A 23853-nucleotide genomic window follows, 5' to 3' on the forward strand; every position below is an offset into this window, starting at 1 on the left:
CTTTTGAGGCCGCATCACGGCTTCATTGGATAGGTGCTATAGGCTGTCGATGCTCTCCAGGTTGTCGATTCGCGATATCGTCCTGATAGAAAAGCTGGACATCGATTTTGCGTCCGGCCTGTCCGTGCTCACCGGCGAGACAGGCGCCGGCAAATCCATCCTTCTTGATGCGCTGTCTCTGGCGCTCGGAGCGCGCGGCGATGCCGGGCTCGTCCGCCACGGCGCGGCGCAGGGCCAGGTGACCGCCGTGTTCGACGTGCCGCGCAACCATCCGGTGCGCGCGCTGCTGGCCGAGAACGCCATCGACGACGACGGCGACGTCATCCTGCGGCGGCTGCAAACGGCGGATGGGCGCACGCGCGTCTTCGTCAACGACCAGCCTTCCAGCGTGGCGCTGATGCGCGACATCGGCCGTGCGCTGGTCGAGATCCATGGCCAGCACGATGAACGCGCGCTGGTGGATGCCGCCTCGCACCGGGAATTGCTGGACGCGTTCGGCGGGAATATGGGAGCCGTGCGCGCCACGGGCGAAGCCTGGCGCCATTGGCGGACCTGCGAGCAGCAACTGGCGCAGCACCGCGCCAAGGTGGAGGCGGCCGCGCGGGAGGCCGACTATCTGCGCGCCTCCGTGGCCGAGTTGTCCGGTCTCGACCCGCAGCCCGGCGAGGAAACGGATTTGGCCGACATCCGCGCGGCGATGATGCGGGCCGAAAAGATAGCCTCGGAAATCCACGATGCGCAGGACGTGCTGTCGGGAGCGTCATCGCCGCTGCCGCAACTGGCCAGCCTGCTGCGCCGCCTGCAGCGCAAGGCAGGCGAAGCCCCCGGCCTGCTGGACGAGGTGGTGACTTCTCTTGATGAAGCATTGCTGTCGCTCGATGCCGCGCAATCCGGTGTCGAGGCAGCGCTGCGGGCGACGGAATACGATCCTCAGAAGTTGGAGAAATCCGAAGAACGCCTGTTCGCTTTGCGGGCAGCGGCGCGCAAGCACAATGTGGCCGTCGATGATCTCGCCCAGCTGCGCGACACGATGGCGGCGGATCTGGCCGATCTCGACGCCGGCGAGGAGCGCCTGCACGGGCTGGAAAAGCAGGCTGTGGCCGCGCGGGAAACCTACGATGCGACCGCCGCGCAGCTCTCCGCGCTGCGCCATGCGGCAGCGATCGGCCTGACCAAGGCGGTGATGGCGGAGCTGCCGGCGCTGAAGCTTGAACGGGCGGACTTCATCGTGGAGCTTTCCAGCGAGCCGGACAGCCGCATGGAAGAGGGGATCGACCAGGTCGAGTTCTGGGTCCGCACCAATCCGGGCACGCGGCCCGGACCGATGATGAAGGTGGCGTCCGGCGGCGAGCTGTCGCGCTTCCTGCTGGCGCTGAAAGTGGCGCTGGCCGACCGCGGCTCGGCCCCGACACTGGTCTTCGACGAGATCGACACTGGTGTCGGCGGCGCGGTGGCGGACGCCATCGGCCAACGGCTGGCGCTTCTTTCCAAGCGGGTTCAGGTGCTGTCCGTTACCCATGCGCCGCAGGTCGCGGCGCGAGCCGAGACGCATTTCCTTATTTCCAAGACGGGCGGGGCCGACCGCGTCGCCACCGGCATTGCAGAGATGGATCGGGCGGCGCGGCAGGAGGAGATCGCCCGGATGCTGGCCGGCGCGACCATCACCGACGAGGCCCGCGCGGCGGCGGAGCGGCTGCTCAGGGAAAACGCGGCGGTTTGAGTATGCCATCCTTCTTTCTCCTACAAGGGAGAAGTCAAGATTGGCGCGGCGCCCTACCTCCCCCTTGTGGGGAGGTCGGCGGGCAACGCCCGCCGGGTGGGGGTATGGAAACGATTCTGCGCCCCCACCCCGTCTCGCAATCTTCACTTCGCTACGACTGCTCGCCGACCCTCCCCACAAGGGGGAGGGTAAAGGGCACGCGGCACTTGAACGCCACCCCGCCCTGCGGCCATAGTCCGTCCCCGAACCATGACGGAATCTGCCATGTCCTTGTCCGACAAACCCATTGATGCATTGAGCGCGGCAGAAGCCGCCGCCGAACTGGAGCGGCTTGCCGCCGAGATCGCGGGGCACGACCGGCGCTACCATGGCGAGGATGCGCCGACCATCACGGATGCGGAATACGATGCGCTGCGCATCCGCAATGCCGCCATCGAGGCACGCTTCCCGGAGCTGGTGCGCGAGGATTCGCCGTCTCTGAAAGTTGGCGCGCCCCCGGCGGAAGGTTTCGCCAAGGTGCGCCACGCTGTGCCGATGCTCAGCCTTGCCAAGGCCTATACCGACCAGGACGTGGTGGATTTCCTGGAACGGGCGAAGCGCTTTTTCGAGCGCGACAAGGATTTCGACATCGCCTTCACGGCGGAGCCGAAGATCGACGGTCTGTCGGCGTCGCTGCGTTACGAGAATGGCGTGTTCGTGCAGGGCGCGACGCGCGGCGACGGCGCGGTGGGCGAGGACATAACCGCGAACCTCAAGACCATCGCCGACATTCCGCACCGGCTGAAAGGCTCCGGCTGGCCGGACGTGATCGAAATCCGCGGCGAGGTCTACATGACCTATGCCGAGTTCCAGGCGCTGAAGGAGCGTTCGGCGGCGGTGGGCGGGCAGGATTACGTCAATCCGCGCAACACGGCGGCCGGTTCGCTGCGCCAGAAGGACGCCTCCGTCACCGCCAGCCGCAACCTGAAATTCTTCGCCTATGCCTGGGGTCACACAACGGAGGATCCTGCGCCGACGCAGTACGAAGCGGTGCGGAAATTCGCCGATTGGGGATTCAAGATCAGCCCGCTGATGGTGCGGGCGAAGTCGGTCGAGGAACTGATCGCGCAATACAAGATCATCGAGGCGCAGCGCTCGTCGCTCGGCTACGACATCGACGGCGTCGTCTACAAGGTCGACCAGCTCGAACTGCAGCGCCGCTGGGGCTTCGTTTCCAGCGAGCCGCGCTGGGCGGTGGCGCACAAGTTCCCGGCTGAACGGGCAACCACGGTGTTGCGCGAGATCGACATCCAGGTGGGGCGCACCGGCACGCTGGCGCCGGTGGGGCGGCTCGACCCGGTGACGGTCGGCGGCGTTACGGTCGTCAACGTCACGCTGCACAATGAGGATTATATCGCCGGCAAGGACTCGAACGGCCTGCCCATCCGCGACGGCAAGGACATCCGCATCGGCGATACCGTCGTCATCCAGCGGGCAGGGGACGTCATTCCGCAGATCGTCGATGTCCTCCTCGAAAAGCGGCCGGCCGAGGCGCGGCCCTACGAGATGCCGCACGCCTGTCCGGTGTGCGGCTCGCCGGCGACGCGCGAGATCAACGAGAAGACCGGCAAGGAGGATTCGCGCCGCCGCTGCACCGGCGAACTGATCTGCGCGGCGCAGGCGGTGGAGGCGTTGCGCCATTTCGTGTCGCGCGGCGCCATGGATATCGAGGGACTGGGCGCGGAAAACATCGATCTGTTCTTCAATGCCGGCCTGATCAAGACCGCCGCCGACATTTTTACTCTCAAAGACCGCAAGGCCGATGTCCAGCGCGCCCTGTTCGAGCGGCGCGAGGCGCAGGCTCAACTTCGTGAGGCTGCCAAGGGCACGACGCGCAAGAAGGTGCTGTCGGCGGAGGAGCGGACCTATGAAGGCCTCGACAAGCTGTTCGCGGCCATCGACGCGCGCCGCGAGCCGGAACTCGACCGCTTCATTTTCGCGCTCGGCATCCGCCATATCGGCGACACAACGGCGGCGGTGCTGGCGCGTACCTTCTCGACCATCGAGGAACTGATCCGGGTCGGCAAGGAGACGGCCGCGGCCGAGGACCCGCACACGGTCTTCCCGTCGGTCAATGGAATCGGCGACACGGTGATCGGGGCGCTGCGCGATTTCTTCGGCAATGAGCGCAACGACGCAGTGATCGAGGCGCTGCTCACGCATGTGCATCCCAAGCCTTATGTTGTGACCGCTTCGGCCGACAGCGTCGTCGCCGGCAAGACCGTCGTGTTCACCGGCTCGCTGGAGAAGATGACGCGCTCTGAGGCCAAGGCGATGGCCGAGCGCCTCGGCGCCAAGGTGGCCGGCTCCGTCTCGGCCAAGACCGATCTCGTGGTGGCTGGGCCGGGCGCGGGTTCGAAGCTCAAGCAGGCTACCGATCTCGGCGTCGAGGTGATCGACGAGGATGCATGGCTGGAACGGATCGGTCGAGCGTGATGAGCGGTTCGTTCAAAGGCTTCGGTGACAAGGCCATTCCGTTCCTGAAGGCGCTGGATTTTCACCAGAGCCGCGAATGGTTCCTGGAGAACCGCGACCTGTTCGAGCTGCACCTCAAGGAGCCGTTCGGCGATCTGGTCGACACGCTCACCGAGCGCTTCGCTGCCGAGGGATTGGACCTGAAGGGCGACCGCAGGAAGTCGCTGTTCCGCATCAACCGCGACGTTCGCTTTGCCAAGGACAAGCGGCCCTACAACCGGCACCTGTCGGCCATCCTGTCGCCGGACGGGACGAAGATGGAACAGGGCGTGTTCTTCGTCCATATCGGGCTGGAGCGCTGCTTCGCCGCCGTCGCGTGGTGGCAGCCGCGTCCGGACCTGCTGCAGGCGATGCGGCGCGCCATCGCGGAAAAGCCGCAGGATTTTCGCGCGCTGGCAGCGAAGCTGGCCAAGGGCAGGCTCGAACTCGACGACCAGGAGCGGATGAAGCGCATGCCGCGCGGCTCCGAGGGCGTGGCGGACGAAGACCTCGCGGCCGCCATCCGCAACCGCCACTTCGTCGTGCGGCAGGAGATCGACCCGGCGTCCATCCATTCGCCGGAACTGGTGGACGAGCTTGTCGATTTCACCCGGCGCGCAAAACCGCTGCTCGACTGGGGCAGGCGCATCGAGGGCAGGGTGCCGGCCGGCGCTTGAGTCGCGGCGATCACTTTCCTTGATCGCTGGCTCAAGCGATTTGGTGTGACAGCCCGGGCGCCGCTTTCTAAACAGTCCCGTCTTTCAAGGAGTTGTCGATGACGTCGGAAATGGTTTCCGAACGCGCCGTCGCAGGCGAATTCTGGCGCGGCATGCGGCTCGGCTTTCCGGTCGTCGTTGCCTCGGCGCCGTTCGGCCTGCTGTTCGGGGCGTTGTCGGTCGAGAACGGCTTCACCGTGTTCGAGGCGTTCCTGATGAGCGCCACCGTCTATGCGGGTGCGAGCCAGATGGTCGGCATCGGCCTGTTTGGCCAGAAGGTCGCGCCATGGCTGATCGTGCTGTCGATCCTGGCGGTGAATTTCCGCCATGTTCTTTATTCGGCGGCGGTCGGCCGTCACCTTTCGGGCTGGCCGCTGATCCAGCAGGCGCTGGGCTATCACCTTCTGACCGACCCGCAATATGTGCTGACCGAGCGTGAAGCCGAGGAGCGCGGCAAGGTCGGCTTCGCCTGGTATCTGGGCGCGGGGATCGTCGTCTATGTCTGGTGGCGGAAGGCGTCATTGGCGCGGTGTTCGGCAGCCTCATTCCCGATACCCATGCGCTTGGCATCGACTTCCTGCTGCCGATCTACTTCCTCGGCCTGGTGATGGGCTTCCGCAAGCGGCCGCTGTGGCTGCCGGTGGTGGCGGCAAGCGCGGTCGCCTCCATCATCGCCTACAAGACCGTCGGGTCGCCCTGGCATGTCACCATCGGCGCCATGGCCGGCATCCTCTTTGCCGCCATCGTGCCGGCGAAGCCGGATGGGGAGGCGCTGGCGTGAGCGTCAACATATGGATCATCCTCGCGGCCGCCGTCGCCACCTATCTGACGCGGGTCGGCGGCCATCTGGTGATTTCCCGGTTCGACAGGATTCATCCGCGCGTCGAAGCGGGCCTGAATGCGGTGCCGGCAGCTGTGCTGACCACGCTGGTGGCGCCGGAGATGATCAATGCCGGTCCCGCCGAATGGCTGGCGATCGTGATCGCGCTGCTGGTGTCGCTGCGCTTCGGTCTGATGCCGATGTTTCTGGTCGGTGCGGCGGTGCTGATCGCCGCCCGGCAGTTCATGGCTTAAGCAGTCTTGTCGTCGTGCGGCAGCGGCGCGCAGGCCTTTTCCAGCCAGGCCAGCGCCTCGCCGTCCAGCATGGGGCCGATCTCGGCCAGCACGCGGGCATGGTATGCATCCAGCCAGTGCAGTTCCTCACGGGTCATCAGTTCGGTGTTGAGCATCCGCTTGTCGAAGGGCGCCAGCGTCAGTGTCTCGAAGGAATGCATGTCGATGTCGCCGCCTCCGACCGCCTCGGCGGGCGAGACCAGAATGAGGTTCTCCAGCCGGATGCCGTAGGCGCCTTCCTTGTAGTAGCCCGGCTCGTTGGAGATCATCATGCCCTCCAGCAGCTTTTCGGTGCCGGTCTTGGCGATGCGCTGCGGGCCTTCATGAACCGCGAGATAAGACCCGACGCCGTGGCCGGTGCCGTGGGCGAAGTCCAGACCGTGCCGCCACAGCGCCATGCGCGCCACCGCGTCGATGTCACAGCCGCGCGTGCGCGGCGGAAAACGCAGCATCGAAATGCCGATCATGCCCTTCAGCACCAGCGTGTAACGGTCGCGCATCTCCTGCGTCGGCTTGCCCATCGGCACCGTGCGCGTGATGTCGGTGGTGCCGTCCTGGTATTGCGCGCCTGAATCGAGCAGGAACAATTCGCCGTCGCCGAGCACGCGGCTGGTGGTGCGCGAAACCCGGTAGTGCATGATGGCGCCATTCGGCCCCGCGCCGGAAATCGTGTCGAAGGAGACGTCCCGCAGCGGCATCTGCGTTTCCTCGCCGGTCTGCCGGCGGCATTCCTCGAGCTTCGTCACCACGGCGATCTCGTCCAGCGATCCGGGTTTCTGACGGTCCAGCCAGCACAGCAATTTGGCGACCGCGGCGCCATCGCGGCGATGCGCGGCGCGGCTGCCGGCGATCTCGGCCTGGTTCTTGGTGGCGCGCGGGATGCGGGCAGGGTCTGGCGCGGCGACGACCGTGCCGCCATTCTCCTCGACCAGCATGCGCAGCTTTTCGGCTGCAAGCGCCGGATCGAGGGCGATTTTCGCGCCGCCCTTCGCCAGTTTCACCACGGCCGGCTCGAAGTCCGCCGGCTCGTGCGGTTCGGCCAACTGCGTGAGGTAGGCATTCACGGTGCGCGAGAATTTGCGGCTGTCCATGAAAAGCCGGTGATTGCCGTCGGCGGCGAGGATCGCGAAGCCCAATGCCAGCGGCGTGTGCGGGACGTCGCCGCCGCGTATGTTGAAGGCCCAGGCGATCGACGACGGATCGGTCAGCACGGCGTGGGTGGCGTCTTCCTTGGTGATGGCGGCGGCCAACCGCGCCAGCTTTTCCCTGGCGAGTTCGCCGGCAAAGACGATCGGGTGCAACTCGACCGGGGCAAGCGGCGGTTCGGGCTGGTCGCTCCAGATGGCGTCGACCGGGTTGGTTTCCACCGGGACAGGGGTGGCGCCGGCTTTTTCGGCCGCCGCCCTGAGTGCCTTGACCTCGCCTGTTGTGTGCAGCCAGGGATCGAAACCGAGACGCGCGCCCTTGCCGAGATTGTCCCCGATCCAGAGACGCGGCGGGTTATCGACGAGGCTTTCGATGGCGAAGACGTCGAGATCGACTTCCTGGCGCACCTGCAACGTATAGCGCCCGTCGACGAAGACGAAGGCGCGGTCCTTCAGCACGATGGCGACGCCGGCCGAGCCGGAAAAACCGGTCAGCCATTTCAGCCTGGAAGCGCGTGCGGGCACATATTCGCCCTGGTGCTCGTCGGCGCGCGGGACGATGAAGCCGTCGAGATCGTTGTCCGAGAGCCATTTGCGCAGCGTCGCCACGCGCGGCTTGCCAACGGAAGGATCGCCTGCCGGATCGAAAGTCTGAAACATGCTGCCGCCATCTCCTCGCTTGTGACGCGACCGTACCCATCCGCCGGTTGGCTGGCAATGCGGGGCGCTTGATCCAGCCTCTGTCGGCCCTGCATCGCTGCATGGGTCCCATGCTCAATCGGCTGTTCTCAAATAAGGTCAGTAATGCTTACCTATTTTGCAGGGAGGAACGAGTTGAACCTTTCTGGACAGGAGAACGACCATGGCTACTTCGACCCGCGGTTTCTTCAGGAACGCCTTCGACGCCCTCATCACCGCGCGCCAGCGCGAAGCTGCCCGTTATGTCAATGGTGCGCTGCTTTCCTATGACGACGAGACGCTCAAGGCCCTCGGCCACAATCGCGAAGATCTGCAGAAGCGCTCGCGTTCGCTCTACATCTGAACGATATGCCGCGCCTTCAGCGCTTCAGATGGATGGTGACCCATCCTTCGCGGTGCGTCGTGCGGACGTGCCGGAACATCTGGCCGACATAGGCTGAGACGACCGCGTCCCGCTGGCGGTCGAGAATGCCGGACAGGACGAGCGAACCACCCCGCGATATATGCCGGGCCATGGCCGGCGCCAGGCGCATCAGCGGCCTTGCCAGTATGTTGGCAACGATGAGATCGAACGGCGCCCGGTCTCTAAAGACCGGATGATGAAATCCCGGCGCCGTGGCCGTGGTGACGAGCGAAGCCGCATGGTTCAGCCGCACGTTGGCGGCCGCGACGCGGACGGCGACCGGGTCGATATCGGTCGCCAGCACCGGAATGCGGGCGAGTTTCGCCAGGGCGATCGCCAGCACGGCACTACCCGTGCCGAGATCGAGCGCGTTTCGCGGGCGCTCGCGCAAGACAACCCGCTCCAGCATTTCCAGACAACCCGCCGTGGTGCCGTGATGGCCGGTGCCGAAGGCCAGCCCGGCCTCGATCTCGATCGCCAGATCGCCATTGCGGCGCTTGCCGCGATCATGAGCGCCATGGACGAGGAAACGTCCGGCGCGGACCGGTTTCAGCCCCGCCAGGGATTGCGCCACCCAGTCGATGTCGGGCAGCGCTTCGCGCTCGACGGCGCGCGACAGTGACAGGCCGGCCAGGATGTCGCGGATGCGGTTCTCGACGCCGTCCAGATCGTCCTCGGCGTACAGGGATACTTCGTGTAGATCGCGCTCCTCGTCGAGTTCGAGCACGGCAAGGGGAAAGCCGTCTTCCTCGAACGCAAATTCGAGCGCGGCGAAGATTCGGTCGGCTTCCGCCTTTGAGGCAGTCAAGTGAAGGCGCGTCTGGCCCATCTGCAGCGACTTTCGGTGATCAGCCCTTGGCAGCCAAATTCTTGAGCTTGGTCTTGGCGGTTTCGGCGCTCTCGCCATAGGCGATCGTGCCGGCGAAGTCGCCCTTGCCGTCGAGCAGCAGCACGGATGCGGTGTGGTCCATCGTGTAGTCGCCGCCGTCCGTCGGCACTTTCTTCCAGTAGATCCCGAACGACTTGGCCATGGCGTGGACCTTCTCCGGATCGCCGGTTATGCCGAGGATGCGGTCGGAGAAGTTGCTGATGTAGGTGTTCATGATCTCCGGCGTGTCGCGCTCGGGGTCGACCGAGACGAAATAGGCGCGCAAATTCTGCCCATCGGCGCCGAGGTCCTTCAGCCAGCCGGCCATTTCGAACAGCGTCGTGGGGCAGACTTCCGGGCAATGGGTGAAGCCGAAGAAGAGGACGCTCGGCTGGCCGCGGAAGGCGGCCTCGGTGATCGGCTGGTTCTTCTGGTCGACGAGCGTGAAGGACGCGCCGAACGGCTCGCCGCCATAGTGGCCGCGATACCAGTCGAAGGTCAGCCAGCCGATGCCTGCCGCCATGAGCACGAGAATGCCGATCAGTATCGAACGCATCATGAGACAATCCATCCGGTCGTTGCGCGCCGTCACGGCGCGGCCGCGCGCGTTCAGGACTGCCTGATACGGTACGCGGATTTCGCCGACAAGCTTACCGCCGCGGCGACGTCGGGCAAAGACGCCGCAATGCCGCAACCCGGGGTGGCTTTCACCGGCATTACCAAACCTTCATTTGACTTGGCCCGTCCGGTTGGCATTAGCATCGAAGCCGACCACGGAGCCTGCAAATGCCCAACGCCGCGCCCTCAGCCTATTCCCGGACCCAGATCATCCTGCACTGGACCATCGCGGTCCTTATCCTCGCACAGTACCTGTTTTCCGAGGGTATGGAGCACGCATGGCGGGCATTCGTGCGCGGGCAGGAAGCTTCCGCCGCCGACCTGCCGCTTGCCTACATGCACGCCGCCTTCGGCGTGATCGTTCTGGTGCTTGCTGCGGTGCGGCTGTGGCTGCGGGCAACGCGAGGGGTGCCGTCGCTGCCGGCGGATGAGCCTGAGCCCTTGAAATGGCTTGCGCATATCACGCACGGATTGATTTACCTGCTGATTTTCCTGGTGCCGTTCTCCGGCGCGGTGGCCTGGTTTTTCGGGGTGCAGGGCGCCATAGGCGCGCATCTGATCGGCAAGACGGTGCTCATGTACGTCGTTGCGATCCATATCGCCGGCGCGCTCGTCCAGCATTTCGTGCTCAAGACCAATGTGCTTCGCCGCATGATCGCATTTGACCGGGCATGAACTGCTTGCAAAATCCGCATCTCCTTCCCACCTGTCGCTGACCATAAACATAGGCAGGAGTTCGACCGTGCGGCATATCTTAAAGGGCTTCCTAGCCATCGCCAGTCTTGCCTGCGCCGGTGCCGCCGCTGCACAGGAGGTCGGAAAGGTCGGCGTCGACTGGCTCGGCAACGACATCGTCATCGAGGCGGTCAAGGATCCCAAGGTGGAAGGCATTACCTGCCACGTGTCCTATTTCGACCGCGGCGTGATCGACCGGCTGCAGAAGGGCAACTGGTTCGAGGACCCGTCCGATTCCTCCATCTCCTGCCGGCAGACCGGACCCATCACCATCGGCGACATCGACCTCGGCGAGGAGGGTGAGGAGGTGTTCAAGCAGGGCATCAGCCTGATCTGGAAGAAACAGGTGGTGAACCGGATCTACGATAAATCCACAGAGACGCTGATCTATCTGTCGCATTCCCGTCAGGTGCAGGACGGCTCGGCCAAGATGTCGCTCACCACCGTTCCGCTCTATGGGCAGAGCGTGGTGTGGGCGAAGGGGAAGCCGCAGTAGATTCAGGTGAGGTCGGCCTGCACACGGCTTTTTCTGCTCGCCGTGTCCTGAATCTCGTTCACCTCTTGCTTGCGGCACCTGGCGCGGCGGCGTAAAGCCGCGATATGGACCGCCGAGACGACCTCATCGCAAAAGATTCCGAGCCGCGCATTCATCCAACGGCTGAGTTGAAGTCATGCCGGCTGGGGCGCCATGTTTCGATCGGCGAGCGGGTCGTGTTGCGGGAGGTCGATGTCGGCGACTTCTCCTATTTCGAGCGGCATTCCGAGGCGATCTACACGAGCATCGGCAAATTCTGCTCCATCGCCGCCAACAGCCGCATCCATGCGCTCGAACACCCTGTTGAGCGGCTGACGACCCATAAGGTCAGCTACCGGCCGAATGAGTATTTCCGCTGGCTGGGGGTCGATGCGGCATTTCGCGAGCGCCGGCGAGAAAAGCACGTCACCATCGGCAACGATGTCTGGATCGGCCATGGGGCGGTCATCATGCCGGGCGTCACGATCGGCAATGGCGCGGTGATCGGCGCCAATTCCGTGGTGACGAAGGATGTTGCGCCTTACACAATCGTGGCCGGCGTGCCGACGCGTCTCTTGCGCCGCCGCTTCGAACCGGACATCGCCGCGCGCATCGAGCGGCTGGCCTGGTGGGACTGGCCGCCGGAGAGGCTGGCAAAAGCCATTCCCGACATGCAGTCGCTGGCCATCGGGGCTTTTCTCGACCGCTGGGAAAACGGCGCTTCGTGAATATCAGGCAGCGCCGGTAACCACGTCGCTTAACGTAAAAGATTAAAGTTAAAAATTGGAAAACGGGTTGTATTGATCAAATCAAACAATCCAAGGTTGAAGTTATCTGGCTGAAATGCAGTAATGAACTCGGAGATACGTTTTGGAAAGCGGAAGGAAACCTCAGCAACAATAGGAGTGAGTCATGAACAAGTACGCATTTGCTTTGACCGCCGCTGTCGTTTCCTTTTCTGCCGTTGGCGCGCAGGCCGGCGGCTTCGGCAAGGGAGGGCATTCGGGATATTCGAGCGGGTTCGTCAACATCGGCCTCGGCGATGTGAGCGTCCTCAACGGCATCGGCAATGGCAATGCCATTCTCAGCGGCAACGTCGTTTCCGGTATCCTGAACGGCAACAAGACCAACGTCCTCAGCGGCGTGCTGAGCGGCATTGGCATCAACACCCTCAACAACAGCTACAAGATCAAGAAGCACTGAACGGGACGGCCGGACATTAAATTGCCCGGCAGGGGACGGGAGGGTTCAGCCGAACCTTCCCGTTTTTTCGTATTCGCTAGAGCCTGGACCGCATGGCGATGAAAATATCGGTGGTTTCCTCGCGAGTGCCGACGACGGTCTTGAAGGTCCTGGAAAAATCCACCCGCGCCACGATATGCAGCTTGCCGCTGGCCTTGTAGGTCGCTTCGGCGAAGAAGCCGTGGCCGCGTTCGTCGTTTTCGAACAGGAGATTGCGCTTGTTCTCTCGGAAAACGCCGGCGGCAAGAACAAGATCCTCGCGAAGCTTCAGACTTGTCTCGACCTCGGCGCGCTGCAGCCACGAAGCCAGCGGATCGTCGCTGTCGGCGGTTTCGTAGCGGCCGAACCAGGCGCCGCGAAGTTCGAAGCCCAGGGGCAGCGGTTTGGAAGCCGTCAACTGCCATTCCGGCCTGACCTTGCTGTAGAGGCCGTTCACCGATGCGCGCAGCAACTCGGCTCCGAGCGCAAGGCCAAGCGTCGAGCCGTCCTCGCCGGTCATGACGGCTTCCGCCCGCAGCCCGTACTGCGCGAACGAAAGCCCTACCGGGGGCGTTCCCAGTTCTTCGACCGAAACCAGCAGAGCCGAAGCCGAGCCGCCGAAGGCCAGCCGACCGGCGGTGCGGGTCACGCGGGCGGCGAAGCGGCGCTTGTCGCGGTCGGGGTCGAGCCGCGTCGCCGGCAGGATGTCATGCTGGAAATGCGTGCGGCCGACATTTTCCACGCTGTCGGAGGCTTCCAGGATCAGCGTCGTGGCCTTGCCGAGGTTCAGCCCGAGCTGGAGCTGGCCGGTGAGGACCTGCTTCGCCGTCGCGGTGCCCAGGGTCAGCGGGCCTATCGAAAGGTCATCGCCCTCGCGCGCGACGCGGTAGCTCAGCGTGCCGCGAAGTTCGACCGCGGCGCCGAACCTCCGGAATGCTTCTGCCGCGAGCAGGAGCGCCCGGTCGTCTTCGATTGAAATTTGATCGTAGCGCGATGCCTGGAGTTCGCCGGACAGCGTGAGCTTGGCGTCGTCCTCACCGAACTGGCGCTGCAGCGTGCCGCGCATGAGCGTGTACCAGTCGGACACGGGTCGGTCGCTGTCCAGCGCGTTGCTGGTGAAGTGCCGCTCGATGCTGCCCGTCGACTGCCAGTCTTGAACCGGTTCCCCGCCTGCCCGACTTGCGCCCACGTGGCCGATGCCGGCCGCGGCGAACAGGACAATCGCGGCAAGGCGGCGCATCGTTCGACCATCTCCCCGGCATGCCGCGAACTTGGCAGCACCCCGGTGAGAGACCCCTTCCGCCATGCGGGGTGGCGGCTGGCGGAAGGGGCCGGAGGTACCGCTTTGGGCGGAAGGAACAGGCTCTTTGCCTGCAGGGAGAGTGTCTCAAATCAACTTTAAGGCGCTTTTCCTTCGTTGTTCACCCTATGGTTGCTATCAGTTGCAAAGCCATGCCGGCGGCCTTGGAACTTTTGCGAGGGGGCGGATGTTTCTGAAAGCAAAAAAGGGAATCCCATGTTCGAAAAGCTTTTCACCAAGGTCGCCAACAAGGTTGCCCATATAACCGGCCTGCCGCTCACCTTCGCGATCTGTTGCCTGACCGTGATCGTTTGGGCTGTCAGCGGGCCTGTCTTCGGCTTTTCGGACACCTGGCAACTGGTCATCAACACCGGCACGACCATCATCACCTTCCTGATGGTCTTTCTCATTCAGAACACCCAGAACCGCGATGGTGCTGCCATTCAGGCGAAGCTCGACGAGCTGATCCGGGTGGGCGAGGCGCAGAATCATTTCATTGGCATCGAACATTTGACGGAAAGCGAGGTGGAGGAAATCCGCAACAAATGCGAAGAGGCCGCCAAGCGCCACGACCGGGACGAGGAACAAAAGGTCAAGAAGATCGCGCGCAAGACCGCCGAGACGGTCAGTTCCAGGAAACAGAAGGCGCGCCAGAGCGCTGCCTGATCGCCGCGCTCTTTCCCGGCAGCTGTCGCCGTTACAATGATTGACCCGGCCTGATGCGCCGAGCATGGTGCCGCCGATGAACGGAGAGCCGCTTTTGAACGACTGGCTGGAAATCCTCAGGCAACAGACGGAGACGGGCGACAGGATGAGCCGAGACGTGCCGTCGATGCTTGACGATCCCGAGATCAGCGAGGCGCAGGTGAGGGCGCTGTTTTCCGCGCTGGAGACTCAGGCCGACTTCGTCGAGAAGCTGCGCATGGCGCTGGAGAAATTCGGCCACGATTTTCCGATTATCGAGGCCGCGGAGCGCCTCGAGGACCGCTATGCCGACCTTGCGGCGTCGGCGGCGGAGAAACTCAAGGACATGCGCGGCTGAACAGCCGGCATCGCAACCCTCTTGGCACGTCGTCCGTTGCTGGAGGCAATAGAGGTAATCGGAGAGAACCATGGCCACCGAGCAATATCACGAGCCACCCGAAGAGCTGACGCAGAAGGTGCGCACATTCGCGCGCATGATCACGTCGCTGATCGAGGAAGCCGAGGCGATAAGCTGGTATGAACAGCGCATCTCGGTTGAGAAGGACAAGTCGGCGCGGGCGATTATGGAGAACGCGCAGAAGGAAGAATTCAAGCATTTCGGCATGGATCTGGAGTGGCTGCTGCGGGCCAAGCCGGACTGGCGCACCGAACTGAAGGAAATACTCTTCACCACCGGAGACATCGTCAAAGCCGGCGAGAAGGGTGAAAAGAAGGTCGACTGATACGGATCGACGCGAAAGGGCCCGAAATCGGGCCCTTTTCAATGGTCCCGGGCAAATCTGACGTTACTGGGATGCGTGCGTCGTCAACCCTGGCAGGGTGACCTGATAGACGAGGAACATGGTGTCGACATCGGCGCCGTCCTCCGCCTTGTAGGCTGCGCCGACCTGATAGCCGTCCTGCGTCAGGAAATCATTGTCGTTGGCGACAAAGAGGAAGTAGTCGTCCGGCAGTTTGGGGTCGAGCACGCTGGCGAGCGACATCGCTTCCCACTTCTCGGATAGATTGTCCTTGTCGTTCGGCGCGCCGTTGTGCAGGCCGAATCGGGCCAGATCGGCGCCACCGTTCATGTCGATGAAAGGCGTGAGCGTTGCCGGCTTGATCGATGCGTCCACGACGCCCTTCGGCGCGGCAGACTTGTCCTTGTCGAAATCGGTCCCGGCAATGTCGGTCGCGGCCGAAACGTCCACGATGTCGATGGAGCGGTAGAGCGAGGTGTCGCCCTTGAGGCCCTGGCCGTTGCCGCTGTCGCGCGACAGCATGAGGAAGGTCTTGTCGGTGAGCGCCACGATCTCGCTCTGGGCGGCGACCGTGGTCTTACCCTTGGCATCGGTGAAGACCGGCAGCGGCACGATGTATTCGTGCGCAAGCTTCAACTGAGACGGGTCGGTCGCATCATAGACGAGCGCGCGGGTGTTCTGGCGCGTCGAGGGCGCGTCGCCGCCATCCTGCCGCGCCGCCGATTGCAGCACGGCGATGAGCGTCTTGCCGTCCGGCGTCAGCGCCATGCCTTCAAGGCCCTGATTGTTCTGCCGGCCGGTCTCGGGGTTCTTCGGCTCCGGCGCGGCCGCTCCAGATCCCGGATTGTTGGAGGCGAAATTGGCCGTGCCCTTGCGCATCGGTACCATGGCGGCGGGCGGCTGCGTCGCCGACATCAGCCGGCCCTCGGCCGAAAAACGGTAGATGTTCGGACCATATTCGTCGGAAATGAACATGGTCCCGTCGGGCAGGCGCGCGATCGCCTCATTGTCGAGCGCGATCTTGCCGTTGGCTTCCGGCAGGATCGGCATGTCGCCGGCGGCGGCGCGGACGCCATCGAGCGGATCGAGACCGGTGGTGTCGGCGCCGGCATTGTCGGTGAGCAGCAGACTGTCGGTCAGCGTCGCCTTGACGCCGGTCTGCTCGTTGCCGACCTGCGGTGCTGCGCCCGGAACGACCGGCGCGAACTCGATCGACAGCGTATTGAGGCGCGGGCGGTAATCGACGGTGCCGACGGCGTTGTAGCCGCGGTCCGGCAGCAGCCACAACGTGCCCTTGTAGCCGTTGGCGTCGCGCGTCCAGCCTTGCTGGTCGATGGCCATGCCGGAACCGGAACCGAAGGTCTCACCGAACTTGTCCTTCTGGTTGGCTGGGATACGGCCGGCGCCGACCAGTCCCTTGTTGACGAAGGCGGTGCCGCCAACGGTGGCGGAATTGTCAGCCAGGGCGACGGATGACGTAAGAGCCGTCAGCGCTGCCAGGAGTATGGCACGCGCAACCGGAGGGTGGATATTCTTCATGGTGGACCTCTCAAGGGCGATAGACGGCTGAACCGCGCTCCGGCCATGGCCGGAACGTTCGCCTGCCTGTCTAGGCCGCCAACATGATAGGTGCGTGACAACGCCGTGACGCTGAAAGGTCGCCCGTTTCCCGGCTTGGGATCAGGCGTCGTTGCCGTTCCGGGCCATGCGCGTGGCGGGCTGGCTTCGGCCGCCGCGTCCGGCCACGACGACGAGGTACTTGACCTTGCCTGCCTTGAAGGCCTTGAGGAACTTCGGATAGTCCTTGAAGGCAACGCAGCCATGCGACTGCGCAGCGCCGCCACGCAGCAGATAGCTGTGGGCGAGCAGCCCATCGCGGCCATGCTTGGTCTTGCCGTCGACCGGCAGCAGGCGAATCGCCTCGACGCCATAGAAGCGCGATTCGCGCATCACCATCCTGTAGGTGTCGGGCGGCGTCGGGCCGAGGTTCTTCACCCCGATATAGGCGACATTGTCGACCATCCGTCCGATGCCGGAGTGCGCTTCCAGCCGCGTGCCGTCGGGCATATAAACCGTTTGCGCGCTGATGTCGTAGATGGCGGTGTCCTTGCGGGGGCGCGGGGCCGAGAACAGCTTCTTGAAAATGCCGCCGCCATCGGGATTGTCCGGACGGGCGAAGGCAAGCATTTCCTGTTTCGGCTTTTCGGCGGGCTTGCGCGCGGGTTTGGCTGCTTCGGCGATGCGTGGTCCGGCGTCCGGCCGCGCGGCATTGGAGGGTGCAGCCTCGGCGCGCGCGGTTTCGGTCAGCTTCGGACGACGCGTCGGCAACGGCGCAGCCTCGGGAATGGCGGCGAGCAGGACCGTGTCGCCTTCTGCCTCGACCGGTTCCAGCGGCGACACAAAAATGCCGTCCGGCACGTCTGAGGCGGTCGCGGTCGGATAGGCGAGGGCGACCTCGACTTCACCGGCGGCGGCAAGCGCCAATGCGAGGCGCGACGAACGTACAGTCTCGGTGACGCCGGGGCCGAAACGGGATGCCTCGGGCGCACCGTGAACGGATATCGCGCTGGAGAAGCGCTCGCGCATGGGTGGCGGGGCCGGCTCGGCGCTGGCAAGGACCATATCGGCCTGCGCGAAGACGGCGGCAAGCTTGGCCGGCGACAACGCCGCCTCGGTTACCTTGCGGTCGAAACGCTCGGCGGCGGATTGGATATGCGCAAGCGGCGTAGCGTCGAGGCTGGCGAGGCGAACCGATTTTTCCACGCCGGACGGCTTCAAGCCCGGCAGGACGCGGGCCTCGCGTTTGGCGACAGGCTGTGCGCCGGCAAGGCGGAGGCTGTGCCGCGGCGCGCCGGAAAGGGCAGCGAGCGTGGACGAGGGCAGGGCATGCGGATTCAGGTCCGAGGCCAGCGTGTTCGCCGCCGAGGACAGGCCGGCCATCATCGCCAGCGACCACAGGACGAGGCCGGCGCCGACAGCGGGGATCACGGCCCAGCGCAGGACGCTGCCATAGCCAGCCGGCTTGCGGGTCGAGCCGCTGGCGGAACGTCCGCCCTTCACAAACAAATACGCCATACCAACCAATTTTCTCTCAACCGGCGTCGCGGCCTTCAGGACCGACGCTGCCGAACAAACCTGCGGCGCGCCCCCGCGCCATGCCGTTGTTGCCGATTGATTCAAAAGATGGACAAAGTTGGTTAACCAATCCCTGTGCCGCCGCCATTTTTCTGGCGGGCCGATGCGCATTCGCGTTTTCCGGCCACGAAAAGCGGCAAGTCCCACTCTCCTTGGGTTTTCTAAAGCCCGGTTTTTGGCGTGGAGTCAAGAAAAGGACGCATCAGCGGTTTTGCACGGTGCCCCGCAACACCCTGTCCAGCACCTGAAAAATGCGGTCGTCCGACATCTGCGAGACGTTGAACCGCATCGCGCTTCGGGCCGATTGCGACGGGCTGAACACGTTTCCCGGCGCGAGCACGATGTTTTCGGCAAGCGCCGCGCGGGCAATGTCGGCGGCATCGACATCGCCCGGCAGACGGCACCACAACAGCATGCCTGCCTGCGGCTCGAGCCAGGGCGTCACGCCGATGGTGCTCAGCCTCCCCGCGACGTCGAAGCGGGCGCGCGCCAGCCTGCCGCGCAGATGTTCCAGGTGCTTCCGGTAGCCGCCATCGCTCAGGACGGCCAGCACCAGTTCGGCATCCAGCCGGCCGCCGCCGAAGGTGGTGGCGATCTTGAGGTCGATCAGCCTTTCGATCCATTCGGGCCGCGCCGCGACATAGCCGCAGCGCGCCGAGGCCGACAGCGTCTTGGAGAAACTGCCGATGTGGATGACGCGGTCCAATCCGTCGAACGCAGCCAGACGGGGCGCCGGGCCGTGTTCGAAATCGGCGAAGATGTCATCCTCGACGATCGTCAGCGCGAACCGCTCGGCCAGCTTGAGCACCTTGTGGGCGGCGACCGGCGACAGCACCGCCCCGGTGGGGTTGTGGATGGCGGAATTGGTGAGGTAGAGGCGCGGCCGGTGCTCGGCGAGCACCGCTTCGAGACGTTCGATATCGGGACCGGTCGGCGTATAGGGCACGCTGACGACGCGGACCCTGTGGGCGCGCAGCAACGCCTGGAAATTGAAGTAGCAGGGGTCGTCGAGCAGCACCACATCGCCCGGCTCCAGAAGCAGGCGGCAGAGCAGGTCCAGCGCCTGCGTACCGGACTCCGTCAGCAGGATCTGGTCCGGCGCCGCCTCGATGCCGCGTTCGGCGATCCTGCGGGCGATGAGCCGGCGCAGCGGCGGCAGGCCGAGCGGCGAGCCATAATCGGCCAGGGCAGGGCCGTCGGCGCGGGCGAGCGCGCGCAGCGCCTTGCGGATGCCGTCCTGCGGCATCCAGGACGGCGGCAGCCAGCCGCAACCCGGCTTCAGGCTGGCCTCGCCGGCCTCAAGCGATTGCCGGGAAACCCAGAACGGATCGACGGCGCGGTCGAGCTTCGGGCCTACCTCCGACAGGGCCAGCGGCGTCGCCTGCCCGGCGACGTAGAAGCCCGAGCCCGGACGGGAGCGGATGGCGCCCTCGGCGACCAGCCGCTCATAGGCCTCCACCACCGTCGAGGGCGACACTTTGAGCGCCGAGGCCATGGCGCGGACGGAGGGCAGTTTCGCGCCGACGGTGAGGCTGCGCCCGGCGATGCGCTGGCGCACCGTTCGCATGACATGCTCGACCCGCGTGCCGGCAAGGGAGTCACTCATCTGTACTGAATCCAACACCATAACAGTTTGAACGAACTGTATCGAACCGTTTCTGGTTTCGCCAGTCCGGAACGCCGATACGAAGCGGGCAGTTTCGAAGGAGCATGGCATGGAGCGGTCAGCCGCCGGTTGGTTCAACGGCTTTGTCGGCGTGGTGATCTTCAGCGGATCGCTGCCGGCGACGCGCATCGCCGTGCTGCAGTTCGATCCGGTGTTCCTGACCGTCGCCCGCGCGGCGATCGCCGGCGTGCTGGCGCTTGGCCTGCTCGCCATGTTTCGGGAGAAGCGGCCGGCGCGCGGCGACCTCACGGCGCTCGCCGTGGTCTCGCTGGGCGTCGTCATCGGCTTCCCCCTGTTGACCGCGCTTGCGCTGCAGCATGTCACGGCGGCGCACTCCATCGTCTTCGTCGGGCTGCTGCCGCTGGCGACGGCGGTGTTCGGCGTGATGCGCGCCGGGGAGCGGCCGAAGCCGATCTTCTGGGTGTTTTCGGTGGCCGGCAGCGCGCTGGTCGCAGGGTTCGCGCTGTCGCAGGGGCTGGAGGCCTCGCCCATCGGCGACGGGCTGATGCTGGCGGCGATCCTTGCCTGCGGGCTCGGTTACGCCGAGGGTGCGCGGCTGTCGCGGCGGCTCGGCGGCTGGCAGGTCATCTCCTGGGCGCTGGTGCTGTCGCTGCCGGTCATGGCCGTGCTGGTCTGCCTCACCCTGCCGCCGAGCTTCTCGAACATAGAAACGCCGGCCTGGGCCAGCCTCGCCTACGTCTCGGTGTTCTCCATGCTGATCGGCTTCGTGTTCTGGTATCGCGGACTGGCGCAGGGCGGCATCGCGGCGGTCGGGCAGCTGCAGCTGCTGCAGCCCTTCTTCGGCCTGGCGCTGGCGGCGACGCTGCTGCATGAGCCGGTGACGCCGCTGATGCTGGCGGTGACGGTGGCGGTGATCCTGTGCGTGGCCGGGGCGAGGAAATTCGCCCGGTAGAAGGAGCGTTTTACCCTCCCCCTTGTGGGGAGGGTCGGACGAGCGATGGAAGCGAAGCGAAGTTTGCAAGAGGGGGTGGGGGTGAAAAACCTTCTTCGTTGATCCACCCCCACCCGGCGGGCCTTGCCCGCCGACCTCCCCACAAGGGGGAGGTAGGAGGCGTTCGCGTCCGCTGTCCCTGCCGGGGGCCCCCGCTGCTCCGCAGCTCCCCGGCGTTCGAGCCCTTCCATCGTGCCACCGGCACGATGGATTCGCCTTCGGCGAACCGGGCTCTCACCCCCGCCGCGCGGCGTCGATCTTGGCGACGTCGATCTTCCGCATTTTCATCATTGCGTCGAAGGCGCGCTTGGCTTCGGCGCCGCCGGCGGCCATCGCCTCGGTCAGGGTGCGCGGCGTGATCTGCCAGGAAACGCCCCATTTGTCCTTGCACCAGCCGCACTCGCTTTCCTGGCCGCCATTGGAAACGATGGCGTTCCAGTAGCGGTCGGTCTCCTCCTGGTCGTCGGTGGCGATCTGGAAGGAGAAGGCTTCCGTCTGCTTGAAGATCGTGCCGCCGTTCAGGCCGATGCAGGGGATGCCGCAGACGGTGAAATCGACCACGAGCACGTCGCCTTCCTTGTTGCCCGGATTGTCGCTCGGCGAACGATGGATCGCGCCGACCTTGGTATCCGGGAAGACCGAGGCGTAGAAGTTCGCGGCCGCCTCGGCGTCCTTGTCGTACCAGATGCAGATGGTGTTTTTCGGAATGGTCATGGGGGCTCCTTGCGGTTCAAACTGTCCGTCCTGAAACGACGGCCAGGCATAGGACGTTCCGGGAGAGGGGATACCGACACGGGCATCGAAATTTTCGTCCGTTTGACCACGCGCGTCATGCTGCTTGATTTTCCACCGGCTTCCGGGATGACGAGAGCAGAGGCGCGCGGAAACGACCGTCGGCAAGCGACATGCTTCGACGGATGGCATTGGCCGCAACGCTGGAGGGACCGACCGTCAGGACGTGTCTGAAAGCGCCCAGACGGCGAGGCCCTGGAGATCGCCCAGAACCGCGTGAACCGCATGGGCGGATCGCCGGCTTGGCCGGGAGCCCGGCGGCCGGCCCGGCCGCAGCGGCCAGGTGCGCTTGAGCCGCACCGGACCGGCAATCGCCGACGCGGCGGGCTGGCGCCTTGCCGCCCGCAGGCAGGCGAGGCGGCGGGCATGGCGCGGCAGGTCGTCCAGCACGGAACCCAGTGCCTCGAGGCGCAGCAGGAGACGCGCCGCGCCGATCGGATCGTGCGGCGAAGGGAGCGCGACCGGGAAGGGTGCGTTGAAGCCGGGAACGGAAATTCGCGGCACGGCCGAATGAGAAATGTGTCGGGTCCAGCGCGGCAAAGGATCGAACAGCGGCAGGGCGCGCGCGACGGCTTTCGGCGGCGTCGGCAGACTGCCGGCGATGCGCAGGGCCGAACCCTCCTGTGAGGATTTGCGCGGTGGTAGCACCACGACGAGGCCGCGCGCGGCGATAATGACCAGCCGCCGCGCCGCCGCTTCGGCGGGGCGCAGCAGGGCAAGCAGGGCGCGATGCAGCCGGCGCGGCAAGGTGGTGCCGTTGGCGCCGGCCGCACCGCCGCCAGAGGCGGGCGAAGCCGGAAGACCCGCCATGGCGACGAGCATTGCCAGGATGCGCCTCAGCGCCTCGCGGTGGATGTCGATGGCAACTTTCCAGTCCAAGACCTTCTCCCCGGCACGGAGGCGGAGGGATTATGGGGGAAGGGGGTGGGGGCGTGGATAAAAGAGGGGAGGGATGGTGGGGGCTTTCTTCCTGTAGCAAGAAAAGTATTTGCTGTACTTGCGAACAGACTTGTCCCGAGCAAATGCTTAAGAAATGCAATCGGGGGGTATCTTGATCCATCGGCTCACGCCGCCTCAGCACCGCAAGTTCGCGCGCGCCATGAGGGCAGACGCGACGAAGGCCGAGACCATGCTTTGGCAGGTTTTGCGCAACAGGCAGCTCGCCGGCCTGAAGTTCAAGCGGCAGGTGCCGCTCGACGGCTATATTCTCGATTTCGCCTGTTTCGACGCCCGGCTGATCGTGGAGGTCGACGGGTCGCAACATGCCGAATCCGCTGGCGATACAGAGCGCGACCGGCATTTCGAAAGTCAGGGTTTCCGGACGCTGCGCTTCTGGAACGACGAGGTGACCGGCAATCTGGACGCTGTGTGCGTGAAGATCATGCGCGAGGCGGGACGATGATGCGGGGTGCTATCTCTCCCCTTGTAAGGTGCGCCGCTTTGGCAATGCGCGGCCTATCTCTCCCTTGGGAGGCCACATCCGTTACCGGGCGCGGGGCCATCTCTCCCCTTGCGGGAGAGAAAGGATTTTCACGATCTTAGCCGAGCGGCGCGAAGCGTCAGCGAGGCTAAGTCGTAGAAAATCCAAGAGAGGGGCAATTTAGGCTTTGCCTGCGAAAGCCCCTCTCTTGCGATTTCTAGCACTTAGCTCGCTTGCCGTCGCAGGCTCGGTTGCTCGCTAAGATGCTGAAATCGCTTTCTCCCCCGCAAGGGGGGAGATAGGGGTTGGGCAATGCGCGTGATGCGCACCCGGATGGAGCGGATCGCCTAGTAAATCCACGAGCGAGAGGAAGACTAGACTATGCAAAAGTTTAAACTACCGCCGGCAATCTCTGACCTTGTTTTCGCAAGGAACAAGCTCCGAGATCACTACAGTGCGGTTGGGCTGCGTTTCACATTGGATGGCAATTTGGTTGGAGATCTTGGCGAGGCGATTGCTGCCGAGCTTTTTGGGATACGTCTTGTCGAAACTCGATCAATTCCAGGGATCGACGGCTATGCTCCGGATGGAAAAACAACCGTGCAAGTCAAGGCAACCGGGACTGGTAGAGGACCTGCTTTCCGGCAGACAGAAACCCGTGCCGCGCACCTTTTGTTTTTTGATCTCGATTTCGAGGAAGCGCAAGGAACGGTTGTATTTAACGGTCCTGAGAGTATCGCTACCAAAACATTGCCTGTAAAATTCAACAATCAGCGGATGGTGTCGCCCGCTCAAATTCGCGCCGCAGACAAAAAAGTTGAAGAACATCAGCGTCTAAAACTATTTCACACCGAAGGCCCCAAATGGACGAACCATTCCTTCCTATAAGCCCTCTGGT

Annotated in this window: 24 protein-coding genes and 1 pseudogene; 16 read left to right on the forward strand and 9 right to left on the reverse strand. The window is 64.6% G+C overall.

Annotated features, from left to right (window positions below):
* Window positions 1-49: 49 nt before the first annotated feature.
* The 5 genes and pseudogenes from recN (at window position 50) to J2X35_RS18850 (ending at window position 6003) form a co-directional block, all read left to right on the forward strand.
* The gene (gene recN, locus J2X35_RS18830) at window positions 50-1720 is read left to right on the forward strand and encodes a DNA repair protein RecN (RefSeq protein ID WP_056110508.1); all 1671 of its coding nucleotides are present in this window, start codon (window positions 50-52) and stop codon (window positions 1718-1720) included.
* 270 nt (window positions 1721-1990) lie between these two features.
* Entirely contained in the window at window positions 1991-4195 is a 2205-nt protein-coding gene (gene ligA / locus J2X35_RS18835) for an NAD-dependent DNA ligase LigA (RefSeq protein ID WP_056115699.1), read from the forward strand.
* On the forward strand, window positions 4195-4890 hold the full coding sequence (locus tag J2X35_RS18840; RefSeq protein WP_310189376.1) for a TIGR02453 family protein: 696 nt from the start codon (window positions 4195-4197) through the stop codon (window positions 4888-4890). The genes ligA and J2X35_RS18840 overlap by 1 nt, the downstream gene beginning before the upstream one ends.
* 98 nt (window positions 4891-4988) lie before the next feature.
* Window positions 4989-5710, forward strand: a pseudogene (locus tag J2X35_RS18845) (AzlC family ABC transporter permease).
* On the forward strand, window positions 5707-6003 hold the full coding sequence (locus J2X35_RS18850) for an AzlD family protein (RefSeq protein WP_056110502.1): 297 nt from the start codon (window positions 5707-5709) through the stop codon (window positions 6001-6003). Before J2X35_RS18845 ends, J2X35_RS18850 begins: the two are co-directional and overlap by 4 nt.
* Here the strand turns inward: J2X35_RS18850 and J2X35_RS18855 are convergent.
* On the reverse strand, window positions 6000-7847 hold the full coding sequence (locus J2X35_RS18855; protein ID WP_310189036.1) for an aminopeptidase P family protein: 1848 nt from the start codon (window positions 7845-7847) through the stop codon (window positions 6000-6002). The two genes, J2X35_RS18850 and J2X35_RS18855, sit on opposite strands and share 4 nt — an antisense overlap.
* A gap of 202 nt (window positions 7848-8049) precedes the next feature.
* Between J2X35_RS18855 and J2X35_RS18860 the strand changes: the two genes are divergently transcribed.
* Window positions 8050-8229 (forward strand): hypothetical protein, encoded by a 180-nt coding sequence (locus J2X35_RS18860; protein WP_056110498.1) that lies wholly within the window; start codon window positions 8050-8052, stop codon window positions 8227-8229.
* A gap of 16 nt (window positions 8230-8245) precedes the next feature.
* Here J2X35_RS18860 and J2X35_RS18865 read toward each other — a convergent pair whose 3' ends face one another.
* Both J2X35_RS18865 and J2X35_RS18870 read right to left on the reverse strand, forming a co-directional pair.
* On the reverse strand, window positions 8246-9118 hold the full coding sequence (locus tag J2X35_RS18865; protein ID WP_310189038.1) for a 50S ribosomal protein L11 methyltransferase: 873 nt from the start codon (window positions 9116-9118) through the stop codon (window positions 8246-8248).
* Window positions 9119-9137: 19 nt separating this feature from the next.
* Window positions 9138-9716, reverse strand: coding sequence for an SCO family protein (locus J2X35_RS18870; protein ID WP_310189040.1), 579 nt, complete (start codon window positions 9714-9716; stop codon window positions 9138-9140).
* Between the two features lie 227 nt (window positions 9717-9943).
* Here J2X35_RS18870 and J2X35_RS18875 point away from each other — a divergent pair, with 227 nt between their 5' ends.
* From J2X35_RS18875 to J2X35_RS18890, 4 genes are all read left to right on the forward strand, one after another.
* Window positions 9944-10450, forward strand: coding sequence for a cytochrome b/b6 domain-containing protein (locus J2X35_RS18875; RefSeq protein WP_310189043.1), 507 nt, complete (start codon window positions 9944-9946; stop codon window positions 10448-10450).
* A 76-nt stretch (window positions 10451-10526) separates the two neighbouring features.
* Complete coding sequence (locus J2X35_RS18880) at window positions 10527-11006, forward strand: CreA family protein (RefSeq protein ID WP_310189378.1); 480 nt, start codon at window positions 10527-10529, stop codon at window positions 11004-11006.
* Between the two features lie 104 nt (window positions 11007-11110).
* Window positions 11111-11752 (forward strand): DapH/DapD/GlmU-related protein, encoded by a 642-nt coding sequence (locus tag J2X35_RS18885; RefSeq protein ID WP_310189046.1) that lies wholly within the window; start codon window positions 11111-11113, stop codon window positions 11750-11752.
* A 184-nt stretch (window positions 11753-11936) separates the two neighbouring features.
* Window positions 11937-12227 (forward strand): hypothetical protein, encoded by a 291-nt coding sequence (locus tag J2X35_RS18890; protein ID WP_056206755.1) that lies wholly within the window; start codon window positions 11937-11939, stop codon window positions 12225-12227.
* A gap of 76 nt (window positions 12228-12303) precedes the next feature.
* On the opposite strand, the gene J2X35_RS18895 is transcribed toward J2X35_RS18890, so the two are convergent.
* Window positions 12304-13485, reverse strand: a complete 1182-nt coding sequence (locus J2X35_RS18895; RefSeq protein WP_310189049.1) for a hypothetical protein — start codon at window positions 13483-13485, stop codon at window positions 12304-12306.
* Between the two features lie 276 nt (window positions 13486-13761).
* Here J2X35_RS18895 and J2X35_RS18900 point away from each other — a divergent pair, with 276 nt between their 5' ends.
* The 3 genes from J2X35_RS18900 (at window position 13762) to J2X35_RS18910 (ending at window position 14972) form a co-directional block, all read left to right on the forward strand.
* The gene (locus J2X35_RS18900) at window positions 13762-14211 is read left to right on the forward strand and encodes a low affinity iron permease family protein (protein ID WP_310189052.1); all 450 of its coding nucleotides are present in this window, start codon (window positions 13762-13764) and stop codon (window positions 14209-14211) included.
* Between the two features lie 94 nt (window positions 14212-14305).
* Window positions 14306-14587 (forward strand): hypothetical protein, encoded by a 282-nt coding sequence (locus J2X35_RS18905; protein ID WP_056115691.1) that lies wholly within the window; start codon window positions 14306-14308, stop codon window positions 14585-14587.
* A 70-nt stretch (window positions 14588-14657) separates the two neighbouring features.
* Complete coding sequence (locus tag J2X35_RS18910; RefSeq protein WP_056110485.1) at window positions 14658-14972, forward strand: long-chain fatty aldehyde decarbonylase; 315 nt, start codon at window positions 14658-14660, stop codon at window positions 14970-14972.
* A gap of 63 nt (window positions 14973-15035) precedes the next feature.
* On the opposite strand, the gene J2X35_RS18915 is transcribed toward J2X35_RS18910, so the two are convergent.
* The 3 genes from J2X35_RS18915 to J2X35_RS18925 all read right to left on the reverse strand — a co-directional run bounded on the left by J2X35_RS18915 (window position 15036) and on the right by J2X35_RS18925 (window position 19752).
* Window positions 15036-16529 (reverse strand): esterase-like activity of phytase family protein, encoded by a 1494-nt coding sequence (locus J2X35_RS18915; RefSeq protein ID WP_310189056.1) that lies wholly within the window; start codon window positions 16527-16529, stop codon window positions 15036-15038.
* Between the two features lie 141 nt (window positions 16530-16670).
* On the reverse strand, window positions 16671-18065 hold the full coding sequence (locus J2X35_RS18920; protein WP_310189059.1) for a DUF2778 domain-containing protein: 1395 nt from the start codon (window positions 18063-18065) through the stop codon (window positions 16671-16673).
* Between the two features lie 262 nt (window positions 18066-18327).
* Entirely contained in the window at window positions 18328-19752 is a 1425-nt protein-coding gene (locus J2X35_RS18925) for a PLP-dependent aminotransferase family protein (RefSeq protein ID WP_310189062.1), read from the reverse strand.
* An 88-nt stretch (window positions 19753-19840) separates the two neighbouring features.
* On the opposite strand from J2X35_RS18925, the gene J2X35_RS18930 reads away from it, so the two are divergent.
* The gene (locus tag J2X35_RS18930; RefSeq protein WP_310189065.1) at window positions 19841-20704 is read left to right on the forward strand and encodes a DMT family transporter; all 864 of its coding nucleotides are present in this window, start codon (window positions 19841-19843) and stop codon (window positions 20702-20704) included.
* A 273-nt stretch (window positions 20705-20977) separates the two neighbouring features.
* Here J2X35_RS18930 and J2X35_RS18935 read toward each other — a convergent pair whose 3' ends face one another.
* Together J2X35_RS18935 and J2X35_RS18940 are read right to left on the reverse strand one after the other, a co-directional pair.
* Window positions 20978-21451: a VOC family protein gene (locus tag J2X35_RS18935; RefSeq protein WP_310189380.1), complete on the reverse strand. Its 474-nt coding sequence runs from the start codon at window positions 21449-21451 to the stop codon at window positions 20978-20980.
* A gap of 243 nt (window positions 21452-21694) precedes the next feature.
* Window positions 21695-22414, reverse strand: coding sequence for a hypothetical protein (locus tag J2X35_RS18940; RefSeq protein ID WP_310189068.1), 720 nt, complete (start codon window positions 22412-22414; stop codon window positions 21695-21697).
* Window positions 22415-22589: 175 nt separating this feature from the next.
* Between J2X35_RS18940 and J2X35_RS18945 the strand changes: the two genes are divergently transcribed.
* Window positions 22590-22937, forward strand: coding sequence for a DUF559 domain-containing protein (locus J2X35_RS18945; RefSeq protein WP_310189383.1), 348 nt, complete (start codon window positions 22590-22592; stop codon window positions 22935-22937).
* 399 nt (window positions 22938-23336) lie between these two features.
* On the forward strand, window positions 23337-23843 hold the full coding sequence (locus J2X35_RS18950; protein ID WP_310189071.1) for a DUF6998 domain-containing protein: 507 nt from the start codon (window positions 23337-23339) through the stop codon (window positions 23841-23843).
* The last annotated feature ends 10 nt before the right edge of the window (window positions 23844-23853 follow it).

Source organism: Mesorhizobium sp. BE184 (assembly GCF_031457045.1).
GTDB lineage: Bacteria > Pseudomonadota > Alphaproteobacteria > Rhizobiales > Rhizobiaceae > Mesorhizobium.